The sequence below is a fragment of the Halomonas sp. TH-94 genome, from assembly GCF_057473365.1.
On the sequence record NZ_JBYCKL010000029.1, the window covers coordinates 12,681 to 28,036 of the forward strand.

At 64.2% G+C, this 15,356-nt stretch carries 14 protein-coding genes; 7 read left to right on the forward strand and 7 right to left on the reverse strand.

All coding sequences use genetic code 11. The features are described 5' to 3' along the window. Positions 1-10 precede the first annotated feature (10 nt). From AC2VNO_RS04930 to AC2VNO_RS04945, 4 genes are all read right to left on the reverse strand, one after another. The gene (locus AC2VNO_RS04930; RefSeq protein WP_486933089.1) at positions 11-781 is read right to left on the reverse strand and encodes a crotonase/enoyl-CoA hydratase family protein; all 771 of its coding nucleotides are present in this window, start codon (positions 779-781) and stop codon (positions 11-13) included. A gap of 207 nt (positions 782-988) precedes the next feature. Then, on the reverse strand, positions 989-2,035 hold the full coding sequence (locus tag AC2VNO_RS04935) for a TRAP transporter substrate-binding protein (protein WP_486933090.1): 1,047 nt from the start codon (positions 2,033-2,035) through the stop codon (positions 989-991). A gap of 33 nt (positions 2,036-2,068) precedes the next feature. Then, positions 2,069-3,037, reverse strand: coding sequence for a PDR/VanB family oxidoreductase (locus tag AC2VNO_RS04940; RefSeq protein ID WP_486933091.1), 969 nt, complete (start codon positions 3,035-3,037; stop codon positions 2,069-2,071). After that, on the reverse strand, positions 3,034-4,098 hold the full coding sequence (locus AC2VNO_RS04945; RefSeq protein ID WP_486933092.1) for an aromatic ring-hydroxylating dioxygenase subunit alpha: 1,065 nt from the start codon (positions 4,096-4,098) through the stop codon (positions 3,034-3,036). The genes AC2VNO_RS04940 and AC2VNO_RS04945 overlap by 4 nt, the downstream gene beginning before the upstream one ends. 174 nt (positions 4,099-4,272) lie before the next feature. Here AC2VNO_RS04945 and AC2VNO_RS04950 point away from each other — a divergent pair, with 174 nt between their 5' ends. The 5 genes from AC2VNO_RS04950 to AC2VNO_RS04970 all read left to right on the forward strand — a co-directional run bounded on the left by AC2VNO_RS04950 (position 4,273) and on the right by AC2VNO_RS04970 (position 9,556). Then, positions 4,273-4,947 carry a GntR family transcriptional regulator gene (locus tag AC2VNO_RS04950; protein ID WP_486933093.1) on the forward strand — a complete coding sequence of 225 codons (675 nt, stop codon included), beginning with the start codon at positions 4,273-4,275 and terminating at the stop codon, positions 4,945-4,947. Between the two features lie 238 nt (positions 4,948-5,185). Then, positions 5,186-6,220, forward strand: a complete 1,035-nt coding sequence (locus AC2VNO_RS04955) for a TRAP transporter substrate-binding protein (protein ID WP_486933094.1) — start codon at positions 5,186-5,188, stop codon at positions 6,218-6,220. Positions 6,221-6,234: 14 nt separating this feature from the next. Next, positions 6,235-6,759 carry a TRAP transporter small permease gene (locus tag AC2VNO_RS04960; protein WP_486933095.1) on the forward strand — a complete coding sequence of 175 codons (525 nt, stop codon included), beginning with the start codon at positions 6,235-6,237 and terminating at the stop codon, positions 6,757-6,759. Further along, positions 6,752-8,038, forward strand: coding sequence for a TRAP transporter large permease (locus AC2VNO_RS04965; RefSeq protein ID WP_228574257.1), 1,287 nt, complete (start codon positions 6,752-6,754; stop codon positions 8,036-8,038). The genes AC2VNO_RS04960 and AC2VNO_RS04965 overlap by 8 nt, the downstream gene beginning before the upstream one ends. Before the next feature lie 66 nt (positions 8,039-8,104). Further along, positions 8,105-9,556 carry an aldehyde dehydrogenase gene (locus AC2VNO_RS04970; protein WP_486933096.1) on the forward strand — a complete coding sequence of 484 codons (1,452 nt, stop codon included), beginning with the start codon at positions 8,105-8,107 and terminating at the stop codon, positions 9,554-9,556. Positions 9,557-9,620: 64 nt separating this feature from the next. Here AC2VNO_RS04970 and AC2VNO_RS04975 read toward each other — a convergent pair whose 3' ends face one another. Further along, a complete protein-coding gene (locus AC2VNO_RS04975; protein WP_486933097.1) occupies positions 9,621-10,538 on the reverse strand; it encodes a helix-turn-helix domain-containing protein in 918 nt (305 codons plus the stop codon). A 149-nt stretch (positions 10,539-10,687) separates the two neighbouring features. Here AC2VNO_RS04975 and pobA point away from each other — a divergent pair, with 149 nt between their 5' ends. Continuing rightward, positions 10,688-11,872, forward strand: a complete 1,185-nt coding sequence (gene pobA / locus AC2VNO_RS04980; protein ID WP_486933098.1) for a 4-hydroxybenzoate 3-monooxygenase — start codon at positions 10,688-10,690, stop codon at positions 11,870-11,872. Between the two features lie 286 nt (positions 11,873-12,158). Continuing rightward, entirely contained in the window at positions 12,159-13,226 is a 1,068-nt protein-coding gene (locus AC2VNO_RS04985; protein WP_486933099.1) for a GGDEF domain-containing protein, read from the forward strand. A gap of 127 nt (positions 13,227-13,353) precedes the next feature. On the opposite strand, the gene AC2VNO_RS04990 is transcribed toward AC2VNO_RS04985, so the two are convergent. Further along, a complete protein-coding gene (locus tag AC2VNO_RS04990; protein ID WP_486933100.1) occupies positions 13,354-14,022 on the reverse strand; it encodes a nitroreductase in 669 nt (222 codons plus the stop codon). Positions 14,023-14,085: 63 nt separating this feature from the next. Continuing rightward, the gene (locus AC2VNO_RS04995; protein WP_486933101.1) at positions 14,086-15,309 is read right to left on the reverse strand and encodes an ABC transporter substrate-binding protein; all 1,224 of its coding nucleotides are present in this window, start codon (positions 15,307-15,309) and stop codon (positions 14,086-14,088) included. Positions 15,310-15,356 lie beyond the last annotated feature (47 nt).

A 15,356-nucleotide genomic window follows, 5' to 3' on the forward strand; every position in this document is an offset into this window, starting at 1 on the left:
GATGCTCTCCTCAGGTGCGTGGACCCTTGCCCTTCTTGGTAAAGAAACTGCCGATGCGTTCGGCGACCTCGGGGCTGGTCTGGGTCAGGGCGGCGGTCAGCGACTCTACGAACAGGCCGTCGTCGCTGGCCATGTTGTCGATGCGCGAGATGGCGGAGACCATGGCCCAGTTGGCCATGGGAGCGTTCTCGGCAATGCGCTCGGCCAGCTGGCGGGCCTTGGCGAGGCTCTCCCCCTCGCCGACCACGTAGTGGGAGAGGCCCAACCGTTGCCCCTCGTCGGCGTCCATGACGCGGCCGGTGAGCATCATCTCGCACATGCGGCTGGGCCCGATGATGCCGGCAACCCGCACCGAGGCGCCGCCGCCGACGAAAATGCCATGGCGGCCTTCCGGCAGCTGATAGAGGGTGCTGGATTCGGCGACCCGAACGTGTGTGGCCGTGGCCAGCTCCAGGCCGCCGCCGATGACGGCACCCTGCATGGCGGTGACCACGGGGATTCCGCCGTTCTGCAGACGATCGAAGATCCGGTGCCAGCCGCGGGAGTGCTGCACCACGCCGAAGGGGTCGCGATGCTGGTGTTCGGCAAGGTCCAGACCGGAACAGAAGTGCTTGCCCTCGGCGGCCAGGATGATGACCCGGGTGCCTTCCGGCGTGGCAACCAGGGCCTCTTCCAGGGCATTGAGCAGGCGGTCGCTGACGGCGTTACGCTTCTCCGGGCGCGCCAGCGTGATGGTGTAGAGGGTGTCGTCTAGAGTCGTCTTGACGAGCGTTTCGGTCATGTGGGCCTCGGCAATAATCGTCAAGCTGGGCGCTTGTTGTTCGGAGATACTGTTGTGATATTAAACAATGGATAGCCTACAGCAGTTGCCGTGCCGGGTCATTCATGCCGAACTTCGACTTTAGTCTTGCGGGGGTGGCCGGGAGGAAAACGAAAAACGGCAGCCCGAGGGCTGCCGTGAGAGAGTGGAGAGGTGAAGTAACAAGGGTCAGGCGGGACATTCGGCCTGAAGGGCGGTGGCGGCTTCATGGATCGTCCTGCCTTCCTCGCCGACCTCCTCGAGGTAGCGTTCGATGGTTTCCTGGAGCACCGGGCCCCAGTCTGGATGGTCCAGGGCGCCCTCGATGACCAGGAATTCATGGCCGGCCTCCTCGGCGTCCTGGCGACCCTGGCGAATCAGCTCGTCGTAGACCGCAGCCGCGCGCAGCGACCACTCCATGCCGCTGTGGTCGTCGATGACCTGCTGGAGGTCCGCGGGCAGGCTGTCGTAGGTGCGCTGGTTCATGGTGGCGAACAGCGACAGGTCGTAAAGCGGCACCTCGGTGTGATAGCGGGCCAGCTCATTGAGGCGGAAGGTCTTCATGCCCTCCCAGTTGAAGCTCAGGCCATCCACCACGCCGCGCTGCATTGAGGTGAAGACCTCCGGTGCCGGCATGCCGACGGCCTGGGCGCCGAGCCGGGTAAACATGTCGCCCACTACCGGCGTGGGTCGGCGCAGGCGCATCCCTTCCAGATCCGCCGGCGTTTCGATCAGACGCTCCTTGGTATGCAGGTAGCCGGGGCCGGTGGTGAACATGAACAGCGGCCGGGTATCGGAGTACTCCTCTTCGAAGTGCCCCTGGTCGTAGAGGGACTGCAGGATGCAGGAGCCTTGGCTGCTGCTGGCCGAGACCCCGGGCAGCTCGACCACCTGGGTCAGCGGAAAGCGCCCGGCGTTGTAGCCCTGGGCGGTGGCGCCGATATCGGCGATGCCGTTGACCACACCCTGATAGGCACTATCGGCCCCGGTCAGGGTGGCGCCGGGAAAGATCTGCACCTGCAGGCGGCCATCGGAGGCTTCCTCGACGCTCTCCGCCCAGGCCTGGAAGAGTTCGCGGTCGATCAGCGAACCGCCGGGCCAGACGTGGGCGATACGTAGGGTAGTGGCCTCGGCCAGAGCCGGCGTGGCCAGGAGGGCGGCGGTCAGAGCACCGGTGAGGGCGCTCTTCATGGGGGCCTTCAGGGAAAGGGCGGTCACGATCTTGCTGGTTGTCATGGGGAACTCCTCTTGTCGTTATGGGTACAGCGCTTACAGGTCCAGCACCAGAACCTTGCTCTTGGCCCGGGAGCAGCAGGGCGTGAACTGGTCGTTGGCGGCGTGTTCGTCGTCGTCTAGGTAGAGATCGCGATGGTCGGGCTCGCCCTCCAGCACCCGGGTCAGGCAGGTGCCGCAGACCCCTTGTTCGCAGGAAACCATGATCTCGATGCCGTTCTCGGACAGCACCTGATGCACGGTCTTGTCGGCAGGGACGGTGAAGCTGGCGCCACTGCTGGCGATCCTGACCTCGAAGCTGCCGTCGTTGCTGGTGTCGGCCACGGCGCCGGCGAAGTATTCGGTGTGCAGCCGCTCGTCGGGCCAGCCGCTGGACTTGGCGGCGGAGAGCACGGCATCGATGAAACCCGTCGGGCCGCATACGTAGAGCCGAGCGTCCGGGTCCGGTGTAGCCAGCAGCGCCTCGAGATCCAGCTTCTGCTCCGCTGCGCCGTCGTCGAAGTGGAAGTGCACCCGCTCGGCGAAGCCGGAGTCGGCGATACGCCGGCGAAAGGCGGTGCGTTCCGCGGAGCGGGTGCAGTAGTGCAGCGCGAACTCGGCCTCGGTGTGGGCCAGGCGCTCGGCCATGCACAGCAGCGGCGTGATGCCGATGCCCCCGGCCAGCAGCAGGGTGCGGCCGGCCGGCTTGAGCGGGAAGTGATTCTTGGGCGCGCTGATCTGAACCAGGTCGCCCACCTGGATCTCCTCGTGCATGGCCACCGAGCCGCCGCGGGAGGCCGGGTCGCGCAGCACCCCGATGAGGTAGCGGTCGCGCTCCTCGGGGTGGTTGCACAGCGAGTACTGGCGAATCAGGCCATCCTTCAGCCGTACGTCGATGTGGGCGCCGGCGCTGAACGCCGGCAGCGGCCGACCGGGGGGGTCGGCCAGCTCGAAGGTGACGATGTCCTGGGCTTCGTCGTGACGCGCCTTGACCTCGACGATCAGCGAGAGGGGAGCGCTGCTCATACCGTGGTGCCCTCCCTGGCGGTTCGCTCCTCGGTCAGAATGCGGTCGATGATGCGCCTGGCCTGCACACCGCCGCCGTCGATGTTGAGCTTGAGCAGCTGACGCTCCGGGTAGCGCAGCAGGTTGCGCTGCTGAGCCTCGAGCATGTCCAGGTCCTCGGCGAAGATCTTGCCCTGGCCCTCGCGGATCCGCTCGGTTAGCTCGCCATCCTCCGGCTTGAAGTTGCGTGCCATGCCCCAGAAGTACCAAATCGAGGTGTCGGTTTCGGGGGTGATGAAATCGACCACGATGCTAGCGGCCTTGACCTCTGCCGGTGCGTCGTAGCCGCCGTGGCCGGCGTGAGCCACGCCGACCTCGATCAGTACGTGGCTCGGCGGCGTGAAGCGGCAGATCTGCCAGCGGTCCACCGGCACGTCGTCGGCCAGGCCGTTACCGCGCAGGGCGGCCTGCCAGAAGGGTGGCGCCGGAATGTTTTCCATGTGGCGACTGGTGATCACTTCGTCACCGTCGACGGTGGTTTCGGGTGCGGCTTCCTCGATTTCCGGCTGGCCGATGCTGGAGGCGTGCACGTAGGTCTCATGGGTCAGGTCCATGAGGTTGTCGATCATGAGCCGGTATTCGCAGTGGATATGGTAGAGCCCGCCGCCGTAGGCCCAGTCGGGGTTGTTGGCCCAGTGCAGCTCGGGAATCAGGCTTGGGTCGGCCTGGTCGGGGTCGCCCGGCCAGAGCCACACGAAGCCGTGACGTTCCACCACCGGGTAGGCGCGAATGCTGGGGAAGCCGCGCACCCGTTGGCCCGGCATACCGGCGCACTTGCCGTCGCAGCCCATCTCCAGGCCGTGGTAACCGCAGACCAGCTTGCCGTCACGTACGAAGCCCAGCGACAGCGGGGCGCCGCGGTGGGGGCAGAAGTCCTCCACCGCAGCCACGCGGCCCTCGTCGCCGCGGAAAAAGACGATCGGTTCGTTGCAGATGATGCGCCCCAGCGGCTTGTCTTCGATCTCGTCCGGGGTGCAGGCGACGTACCAGGTATTCTTGGGGAAGGGGGCCTGTAGCGACATGGTTCTCTCCTTGGCTGCGTCGGTTCATGGGCATTGCATTGCAGCGCGTGTCACGGTCATGAAAATTATGTTTGGATCCAAAGTAGAGCTTTTGATTCTGGTTTTGGTCAACTTATGCTTTAGTTGGATCCATGTTCGCGGTCTTCGAAAGCACGGTGACGAATGGGAGTTCGAGTGAGCAGCAGCGATAAGAGCGTGGTGAGCCGATTACGCAAGCTGATCGGCGAGGGGGCTTACGGGCCGGGCGAACGTCTCGGTGAGGTGGCGGTAGCGGAGCAGCTGGGCGTCTCGCGGACCCCGGTGCGCCTGGCGTTCCGCACCCTGGAGCAGGAGGGGCTACTGCAGCGGGCCGGCAAGCGGGGCTTCATGGTGCGGGAGTTCACCGAAGCGGACGTGCTCTGCGCGGTGGAGGTGCGCGGGGTGCTGGAAGGGCTGGCGGCACGACGCTTGGCGGAACAGGGGCTGTCCCCGGCTCTGGCCGAGGAGCTGACGGTTTGGATCCAACAGGGTCGCGAACTGCTGGCCAAGGGCCACCTGGAGGAGCGTGATGTGGACGTCTGGAGCGAACTCAATCGGCGCTTCCACGAAACTATCGTGGGATCGGCCGGCAGTCCGGTGATCGGCGACGCCATCGCCCGCAACAACCACCTGCCCTTCGCCGCGGCGGACTCCATCGTCATCGACAGCGAGGCGCTGGATCGCGAGTACCGCAAGCTCCAGCTTGCCCAGATGCAGCACGAGCTGGTGTTTCAGGCACTGCGCCACGGCGAGGGTGCGCGCGCCGAGATGCTGATGCGCGAGCACGCGTTCATTGGTTTGCGCTATGGGGAGCTGCTGGGGCTGGGATAAATGCCGTTTTGCTTCAGTGAGAGATTCCTAAAGTCCAATAAAAGTTATCGATAGTCCTTATAGATAAGAAGAGAAAGTGCTTCATCCGTTTGAATGGCTATGAAAAATCCAAGCTAACTAGACTAAGGTCGATTGTTCAGGATGCCTTGGGGTGGGGTAGTTTATCGAATAACCCGAACGTATATTCGGATGCAGAACAAAGCGCTGTAACCATTATAACGATCCTCGGAGGCCCCCCATGAACCGTATCCTGACGCGTTGCCTGCTGGCAGCTTCCATTGCCGGCCTTACCGCGGCGTCTGCCGCACAGGCGTCTACCACGTTGCGCATGTCGCATTTCTGGCCGGATGGTTCCGGGATCAACCAGGAGATCTTCCAGGCCTGGGTCGAGGCCGTGCAGGAGGCGTCCGGCGGCGAACTGCAGATCGAGAACTACCCCTCCCAGACCCTGACCCGCGCCGACCAGGCCTACCAGGGTGCGGTCAACGGCATCTCCGACATTGCCATTACCGCCCAGGGCTATACCGCCGGCCGTTTCCCGCTCTCGCAGATCGTCGAGCTGCCGGGGGTTTCCGATACCGCCAGCCAGGGCGCCTGCATCCTGCAGACGCTGTACGACGACGGCCACATCGCCAGCGAATACGACGATACCAAGGTGCTGTTCATGTTCACCACGGGGCCGGGCTACCTGCACACCGTGGACAACGACATCCAGTCACCCGCCGATCTCTCGGGCCTGCGCATTCGTCGACCCACCGCCGTGGCCGGCGAAATGCTCGAACAGCTGGGTGCCCAGCCGGTGGGGATGCCGGCGCCGGACATCTACACCTCGCTGCAGCGTGGCGTGATCGACGGCCTGAGCTTCCCCTGGGAAGGCATGAAGGTCTTCCGCCTCAACGAATTGGCCAACTATCACACTCAGGTGCCGTTCTACTCGCTGATCTTCGTCGCCACCATGAATCAGCGCAGCTTCGATCGTCTGAGCGACGAGCAGCAGGCGGCCATCGAAGCCAACATGGGCATGGCGTGGAGCGAGGTGGCCGGCGGTGTGTTCGACGGTCTGGACGAAGCGGGCAAGCAGGAGGCCGAGGAAGCCGGACATACCATTCGCGTCATTGATAACCCGCTCGAACACGACGACTGGGCCGGTCCGCTCCAGGCGGGCATCGAGAACTACCTCAGTGAACTCGAGGGCCGTGGCCTGGACAACGCGCGTGAGGTCTATGAAGCCGCCATGGCAGCGCGCGACGCCTGCCCGGCCGAACAGAGCTGAGCCGGGAGCCGCTGATGCAACCCTTGTTGTTCGTCAGCCGTCAGCTGGCACGTCTGTGCCTGCTGGTGGCGGGTCTGGCGCTGCTCGCGCTCATGAGCGTGACCATCGTCGACGTGTTGCTGCGCCTGGTGTTTCGCCTCTCGGGCGGTGCCCTCAACTGGAGCGTGATCGGCAGCGTCGAGCTCGTCCGTTACCTGCTGCTGTTCTCGCTGCTTGCCGCCATGGCGGCAAGCGTGGAGCGCAGCCAGGTAGTGGTCGAAGCCTTCAGTCATGGACTGTCGCCCACGCTCAAGGAGCGCCTGGGCGGCATCTTTCTGTTCGGCTTCGTGGTGCTGGGAGCGGTGATGGCGATCGGCCTTTGGCAGGAAGCCGGTATCGCCACCCAGCGCGGTCAGGTGACCCAGGACCTGAGGCTTCCCATGGGGCCGATCTACCAGTTCGGTGCGGTGCTCTGCTCGCTTTTGGCGCTGCGCAGTCTCGTGCATGCCGTACTTGGCACCTTCTTTGCCACCGCTGGGGGAGGTGTCCATCATGAGTAGCGAGATGATCGGCGGCATCGGCCTGATCGGGCTCCTGGTGCTGTTGGTACTGCGTGTCCCCGTGGCCCTGGCTATGTTGATCGTCGGAGTCGTGGGCTTCGCCCAGGTGATCTCCTGGGGGGCGGCGCTCTCCATGGTCAAGTCGGTACCGGTGGACGTTCTCGCCAGCTACAGCTTCAGTGCCATACCGATGTTCATCCTGATGGGGGTGCTGGCCGCCCACTCGGGCATGGCGGGGATGCTGTTCAATTCGACGCGAACCATCTGCGGCGGCTGGAAAGGCGGTATGGCGATCGCCACGGTTGGCTCCTGCGGGGTCTTCTCGGCGATCTCCGGTTCGTCGCTGGCCACCGCCAGCACCATGACCCGCGTAGCGCTGCCGGAAATGGAAAAGCATGGCTATGCGCGTTCGCTGGCAACCGGCACGCTGGCGGCGGGTGGCACCTTGGGCATCATGATCCCGCCCAGCATTGCACTGCTGATCTACGCCATCATCACCGAGCAGTCGGTGGGCGACATGTTCGCCGCGGGGATCATTCCCGGCTTGATGGGGCTGGTGTTCTACGCGCTGACGGTCAGCGTGGTGATGCGTATCTGGCCCCATCTGGCGGTGCCCGGCGAATCTACCAGCTTTGCCGAGAAGTTTCGTTCGCTGGCCGGTCTGCTGCCCTTCTTCACCGTGTTCGTCATCATCATTGCCGGTATCTATCAGGGCATGTTCACACCCACCGAGGGGGCCAGCGTGGGGGCCTTCGCGACCCTGCTCTACGCCTTCTACAAGGGCATGCGATTGGCCGGGCTGTGGCAGAGCGTGCGCGAAACCCTGGCGCTCTCGGCGGTGGTGTTCTTCATGCTGGTGGGGGCCGAGACCCTGGGCTATTTCATCTCGGTGTCGCGGATCTCCTTCACCATCAGCACCTTCCTCGGCGGGCTGGACGTGCCGACGATGGTGGTCCTGCTGCTGATCCTGCTGCTCTACTTCGTACTTGGCATGTTCATGGACTCAATCGCCATGCTGGTGATCACGGTGCCGGTGGTGTTCCCGATCATCACCATGCTGGGCATCGACCCGGTATGGTTCGGCATCCTCACCGTATTGACCGTGGAGCTGGGGCTGGTGACGCCGCCGGTGGGCATGAATGTGTTCGTGATAAAGGCCATGGCGCCCCACGTGGGGCTGGGCGAGATCTACCGCGGTGTGGCGCCGTTCATCGTCGCCGATCTGCTGCGCCTGGCATTGCTGATCGCCTTCCCCATTCTGTCCCTCTGGATGCTTTAGCGCATCGATGGTGAAGCCCGTCAGGACGTGGCTGGCTTTCACGCTGGAAAACAAGGAGAAGAGAACATGACCGAGTTGAAGCTGTTGATTGGCGATGCCGCGAGGGGCGGTGAAACGGGAACGACCTTCGAGCGGACCAACCCGTTGAGTGGCAAGGTCGTTACCACCGCCGCTGCCGCGACGGTGGCCGATGCCAGGGCCGCGGCGGATGCGGCAGGGCAGGCATTCGCCGCGTGGTCCCGTACGGGCCCCGGCGAGCGGCGCGGCAAGTTGCTCAAGGCCGCCGAGCTGATGGAGGCGCGCCAGGCCGATTTCATCGAACGCATGGTCGATGAGACCGGCGCTACGCCGGGTTGGGCCGGGTTCAACGTGATGATCGCAGCCGGCATGCTGCGCGAGGCGGCCGCGCTGACTACCCAGATCCAGGGTGACGTCATCCCTTCGAACGTACCCGACAACCTGGCCATGGGGGTGCGCGTGCCCTGTGGCGTGGTCGTCGGTATCGCGCCCTGGAATGCCCCGATCATTCTCGGCACGCGTGCCGTGGCCACGCCGCTGGCCTGCGGCAACACCGTCGTGCTGAAAGCCTCGGAGCAGTGTCCGGCCACCCACCACCTCATCGGCGAGGTGCTGGTGGAGGCGGGGTTCGGTGGGGGAATCGTCAACGTCATCACCAACGCTCCTCACGAAGCGCCGGAAGTGGTGGAAGCGCTGATCGCCCACCCTGCGGTGCAACGCATCAACTTCACCGGGTCCACGCCGGTGGGCCGCATCATTGCCGAGAAGGCCGCCAGCCATCTCAAGCCCGTACTGCTGGAGCTGGGTGGCAAGGCGCCGTTCCTGGTGCTGGACGACGCCGATCTGGATGCCGCGGTGGATGCGGCGATCTTTGGTGCTTTCTTCAACCAGGGCCAGATCTGCATGTCGACCGAACGGCTCATCGTCGATCACTCGGTGGCCGATGCCTTCGCCGAGAAGCTCGCGGCGCGTGCGCGTGAGCTCAAGGCGGGCGACCCGCGCGCCGACGGCAACGCCCTGGGCACGCTGATCAATGCCGAGTCGGGCGAGAAGCTCAATGCATTGCTCGACGATGCCGTGGCCAAGGGGGCCAGGCTCGCCAGCGGTGGCAAGGCCGAGGGGGTGATCATGCAGGCCACGGTGGTGGATGGGGTGACTTCCGATATGCGGCTCTACCGCGAGGAGTCCTTCGGCCCCGTCGTGGCGATGATTCGCGTCGATGGCGAGGAAGAAGCCATTCGTGTCGCCAACGACAGCGACTACGGCCTTTCTTCCGCCGTCTTCAGTCGCGACACGGCGCGAGCGATGAAAGTGGCCGCGCGTATCGAGTCGGGCATCTGTCACATCAATGCGCCTACCGTGCACGATGAACCGCAGATGCCCTTCGGGGGCGTCAAGTCCAGCGGCTATGGTCGTTTCGGCGGCAAGGCCGGAATCGAGGAGTTCACCGAGCTGCGCTGGATGACGATACAGCTCGGGCCGCGCCACTACCCGATCTGACGCGTACGAACGATACGACGCGCAGCACTTCACGACCCCACCCGGACCCAGCGTCCCGGTGGGGTCATGAGTTCGTTACGGCATGCTCCTGGTACTGCCGCAGCCGGAAATCCCGGGGCGAGAGGCCGGTATTGCGCTTGAAGAAGCGGGTGAAATAGGCCGGCTCGGAAAAGCCGAGGCTGTCGGCGACCTGGCTGATCGTCATGTTGGTATAGGTGAGCTGGCGCTTGGCCTCCAGCAGCAGGCGTTCGTGGAGGAGTTGAAGCGCACTGCGGTCTGCCAGGCGACGGCAAAGGGCATTGAGGTGGGCGCTGCTCATGCCTAGCTGTTCGGCGAACCGCTCGACGCTGGGCTGTTGGCGGTACTGTGCCTCGATCAGCGACTGGAAGCTCGCCAGATGCTCGTGGCCGCGGTCGTGTTGACGCGGCTCAGTGGCGTGAGAGGCGCCGTGCGGCTCGGTCAGCCGGGCGAGCTCCACTGCCAGGGCCTGTACCAGGGCGTTCAGCATACGCTCGCGCCCCGGTGCCGGTCGCCGGTACTCGTTGGCGATCTGTGCCACCAGCGTCGCCAGGCGCTGGGCTTGAGCGGCTTGCTCGAGGCGAAGATAGTTGGCGTAGCGCAGAACCTTCGCCTGCTCCTCGAGCTGTTGGCCAAGCTGTTCGGCCAGCGGCTGCGCCAGGGTGACGATATGTCCTTCGACATCCTGCGAGAAACGAAAACCGTGGATGCTCATGGCCGGCACCACGATCACCAATGGCCCCAGCAGGGCATGCTGGGTGCCCTCCAGCTCCAGTTCGACCTCTCCGCTGGCGATGTGCAGCACATGCACCAGATCGGCGTGCCGATGGGGACGAATATGCCAGTCGTGCAGCCGGCTGCGCTCGGGGATCGACTCGCAGTGCAGCAGATCCGGTGTCGGCCAAGGGTGGGTTTCACCGTAGAGCTTGAAGACGGGAACGGCGGTATCCGATGGATGGGACAAGGGCGCCTCCTGCCGGTGGGCACGACTAAAGTCGATGCGGGATGTGTGAAAAGTCCAACTATTGATACTTATCTTGCCTTAATGACGAGTCGTTTTCATTGAAAAATGCAACTCATGTGTCGTGCCCCTGACAACAAGAGGCTTTTTTCATGAAGACCCAGGTAGCCATCATCGGTGCCGGCCCCTCCGGCCTGCTGCTCGGCCAGCTACTGAGCCGCCAAGGGATCGACAACGTGATCCTCGAACGCAAGAGTGGCGACTACGTGCTAAGCCGTATTCGTGCCGGCGTGCTGGAACAGGGCATGGTCGACCTGCTGCGTGAAGCCGGCGTCGATGCGCGCATGGATGAAGAGGGGCTGCCCCACGACGGGGTGGAGCTGGCTTTCGACAACCGCCGCGTGCGCATCGACCTGGCCGGGCTGACCGGTGGCAAGACGGTGATGGTATACGGCCAGACCGAGGTGACCCGCGACCTGATGGAGGCCCGCGACGCCGCCGGCGGTACGACGATCTACGAAGCCGACAACGTCCAGCCCCACGACCTCGAAAGCGAAGCGCCCTACGTCACCTACGAGAAGAACGGCGAAACGGTGCGGCTCGATTGCGACTACGTGGCCGGCTGCGACGGCTTCCATGGCATCTCACGCCAGTCGATCCCCAAGGATCGCATCAAGGAGTTCGAGAAGGTCTACCCATTCGGCTGGCTGGGTCTGCTGTCCGATACGCCGCCGGTCTCCGAAGAGCTGATCTATGCCCGTCACGAGCGCGGCTTCGCGCTGTGCAGCATGCGCTCGCCGACTCGCAGCCGCTACTACGTCCAGGTGCCTCTCGACGAGAAAGTCGAAAACTGGTCCGACGAGCGCTTCTGGGAAGAGCTCAAGCGTCGTCTGCCCGAAGAGGTTGCGGCCAAGCTGGTCACCGGCCCTTCGCTGGAGAAGAGCATCGCGCCGCTGCGCAGCTTCGTCGTCGAGCCGATGCAGTACGGCAGGCTGTTCCTGGTCGGCGATGCCGCGCACATCGTGCCGCCCACCGGGGCCAAGGGGCTCAACCTTGCCGCCAGCGACGTCAATACGCTCTATCGTCTGCTGGTCAAGGTCTACCGGGAGGGCCGCACCGACCTGATTCCCAACTACTCGCGGACCTGCCTGAAGCGCATCTGGAAGGCCGAGCGCTTCTCCTGGTGGATGACCTCGCTGCTGCACAAGTTCTCCGACGAGGAGGGCTTCGAAACCCGCATGCAGCAGGCCGAGCTCGACTACCTCACCTCCTCCGAGGCCGGCCTCAAGACCATCGCCGAGAACTACGTCGGGCTGCCCTACGAGTCGCTCGAGTAACACTCACCTGCGTTTCCTCCTTGCCCGGGCCGTGGTGGTTGGTCCGGGCTTTTTCATGCCATCGAGAAGGCTAAGACTAAGGTCGGATTTGGAGCCTGGGCCTAACCCAGCCCGTCCCTGCAGTCGCCCTGGCCGAGCACTATCAATTGATCTAAAGGCTTTCGCGACCCCGCCGATATACCTTTGTTACCATTTGCAAGCATGGTTGTCAGTGGCGGATGAGGTCTTGCTTTCGTGAACGCCGCTTTTTCGAGAGGTGCGCGACAGCAGGAGTGCGGGGAAAACAATGAAAACACCGCAGTGGCGCAGGTGGTGGGGCGATACCGATACCGATATAGGTTTGGGGGTGGACTCGCGACGGTTTGGGTTGGCCAACTGCTTCTTGATCATTGTTGCGCTGACTTCCCTGGTGTACGCCGGGATCAACTTCTTCCACTTCGGGGCCGTCCTGCTGGCTGCCGTCGAGTTAGGGTTCTTCGTCATCATCGTACTGGCGCTGGTCGATATGCGGGTAAACCGTAATATCGAGCGCTCGGCTTGGGCGACGGTCTTGTCCTGTGGGTGCCTCGCGGCATTTTTCTATTGGTATGTGAAGGCCGATGTTTCGGCGGCTGTATGGACGGTTTTCTTTGCCATCCTCAATTTCTTCCTGCTCGGCACGCGCAAGGGCTTGCCCGTCTACTTGCTGTTCTTCGCGGTCATCCTCTCGATTACCATGGCTTACCGAAATGATTGGCCGGCCTTGGCATCGGGGGCTGCTCTGACCAATATCATAGGCGCGTTGATGGCCTTTGGGGCCGCAGCCTATTATCAGGAACGGTCCCGGGAAGCCGCCCACAGTCGAATCGAAGCCCTTGCTAACCAGGACAGCCTGACCGGCATCTCGAACCGCCGCCATTTCTTGCAGTGCTTCGAGCGGGTTCGCCAAGTTCTCTGCCCGCTGGGCGGGCAGTATTCCCTCGTTCTCATCGATATCGACAACTTCAAGACGATCAATGACACCCATGGGCATGCCGTGGGGGACGAGGTCATTATTGCCGTCACCCAACGGCTTCTCTCGGCCGTTCGGGCTCAGGACTTGGTAGCCCGGTTGGGCGGGGAGGAGTTCTGCGTCCTGCTATACGACTGTGGGGGCAGCGCTGCCTGGCGCCGTGCCGAGGGGCTCCGTCGAGTCGTCGGTGCAGAACCGGTGGCGGTGGAGAGCCGGAGTGTGCTGGTGACGATCAGCGTGGGTGTCGCTGATGGGGATCCTCGGACCCGGGGGTTCAACGAGATGTTTGCGGATGCGGACAGGCACCTCTATGCCGCCAAGGCAAGGGGCCGCGATCAGGTGGTGGGACAGTTATCGACGTAATGCCGCTTTGGGCCCCGTTGGCGTTCATGCGCTCTATGCATCCCCACCCACAGCGATACCCACCGTCGCCGAAGTGTGTGCGGCGACGGCAAGCTCCGATCTCACCGGGCGAGCTCATGCGCTTCTCTCAGAACCCGTGAAACCTGGCGACGTTCGCCACCGGCTCGCGCTCGGTGATGAAGTGGTTCTCCGCTGCCTCGGGATCTTCATGGCCCAGGGCGATGGCGCACAGCACCAGTTCGTGGTCGGCGAGCCCCAGCTGCTCTCGGATGATCCGGTGGTACCAGGCCAGGGCGGCCTGGGCGCAGGTGTGCAGGCCCTGGCCGCGGGCGGTCGTCATCAGGCTCTGGATCAGCATGCCGGCGTCCATGTAGCTGCCGGTCTCGAGGCGCCGATCGAGGGTCACGATCATGGCCACCGGGGCGTCGAAGAAGTGGAAGTTGCGGCGCATCTGTTCATGGCGCCGGGCTTTGTCCTCGCGCTCGATGCCAAGCGCTTCGTAGAGGCCGTAGCCGCAGCGCTGGCGGCGCTCGCGGTAGGGTTCGAACCACTGGGTGGGGTAGTAGGCATACTCGGGCTGATGCTCCTCGCCGGCATCGAAGGCGGCGAGAATGGCGTCGCTGAGTCGGTGCAGCGCCTCGCCCGCCACCACGTGCACCTGCCACGGCTGGGTGTTGTTGCCGCTGGGGGCTCGGCCGGCGACTTCGATGAGGTGGGCCACCGTGTCGCGGCCAACCGGGTCGGGCAGGAAGCGGCGCACTGATTTGCGGCTGCGGATGGCGTCGTCGACGTGCATGGAGACTCCTCGCAATATGGGGTTTCAGAAGCTGGACCGCTGGTGGAGCGGCCCGGCAGGCGCTCAGGAATTGACCAGGTGACAGCCGCTCTGCGTCAGCGGCAGGAAGGCCTCGTCTCCCGGGATGGTACGCACGATACGGTAGAGATCCCATTCGCCTTCGGACTCGGCCGGCGACTTCACCTCCACCAGATACATGTCATGAACCATGCGGCCGTCATCGCGGATCACGCCGTTGGCGGTGAACATGTCGTTGACCGGCGTTTCGCCCATCCAGGCGCGCAGCGTGGCCGCATCGTCGGTACCGGTGGCCTCGATGGCGTTGAGGTAGTGCATGGAACTCGAGTAGACCCCGGCCTGGACCATGGTCGGCATGCTGCCCATGCGCTCGTAGTAGCGCTCGGCCCAGGCCCGGGCCTCGTCGTTCATGTCCCAGTACCACCCGGTGGTGAGCTGCATGCCCTGGGTGGTCTCCAGCCCCAGCGCATGGATATCGTTGAGGAACACCATCAGTCCCGCCAGTGCCTGGCCCGACTCCGCCAGCCCGAACTGGCCCGCGGTATTGATGGCGTTGACGGTATCGGCGCCGGCGTTGGCCAGGCCGACGATCTTCGCCCCGGACCCCTGGGCCTGCAGCATGTAGGAAGAGAAGTCGGCGGTATTGAGGGGGTGGCGCACCTTGCCCAGCACCTGCCCGCCGCTCTCTTCCACCACTTTCTCGACGTCGGCCTCCAGCGAGTGGCCGAAGGCGTAGTCGGCGGCGATGATGAACCAGCTGTCGCCGCCCTCCTCGACGATGGCCCGGGCCGAGCCGTTGGACATGGCATGGGTGTCATAGACCCATTGAATGTGATTGGGCGTGCAGTGCTCGTTGGTCACGCTGAGCGCGGCGGCGCCGGACACCATGCCGATCTTGTCGTTCTCGGCCAGCAGCCGGGTGGCGGCGATGGTCACCGACGAGGCGACCAACCCTGCCACCATGTCGACGTTGCGCTGGTCGATCCACTCGCGCACCGTGTTGGCGCCCACGTCGGCACTGTTGCGGTCGTCGGCGCTGAATACCTCGACGGGGGCGCCATGGATGCTGCCGCCGTGGTCCTCCACGGCCATGCGCAGCGCCTCCAGACCGCCGGGGCCGGCCAAGTCGCGGTAGGGGCCGGACATGTCGGCGAGATAGCCGATGCGTATCTCGTTGTCGCTGATCTCGGCCTGGGCGGTGCCGGCGGCAAGCGCCACGGCCAGTCCCAGTAGGCTGCTTTTCAGGGTGAATTGACGTTTTGCGGACATACGAACTCTCCTGCCTCGTCATATGACGAAGCCGTTGTTGTTGTGGT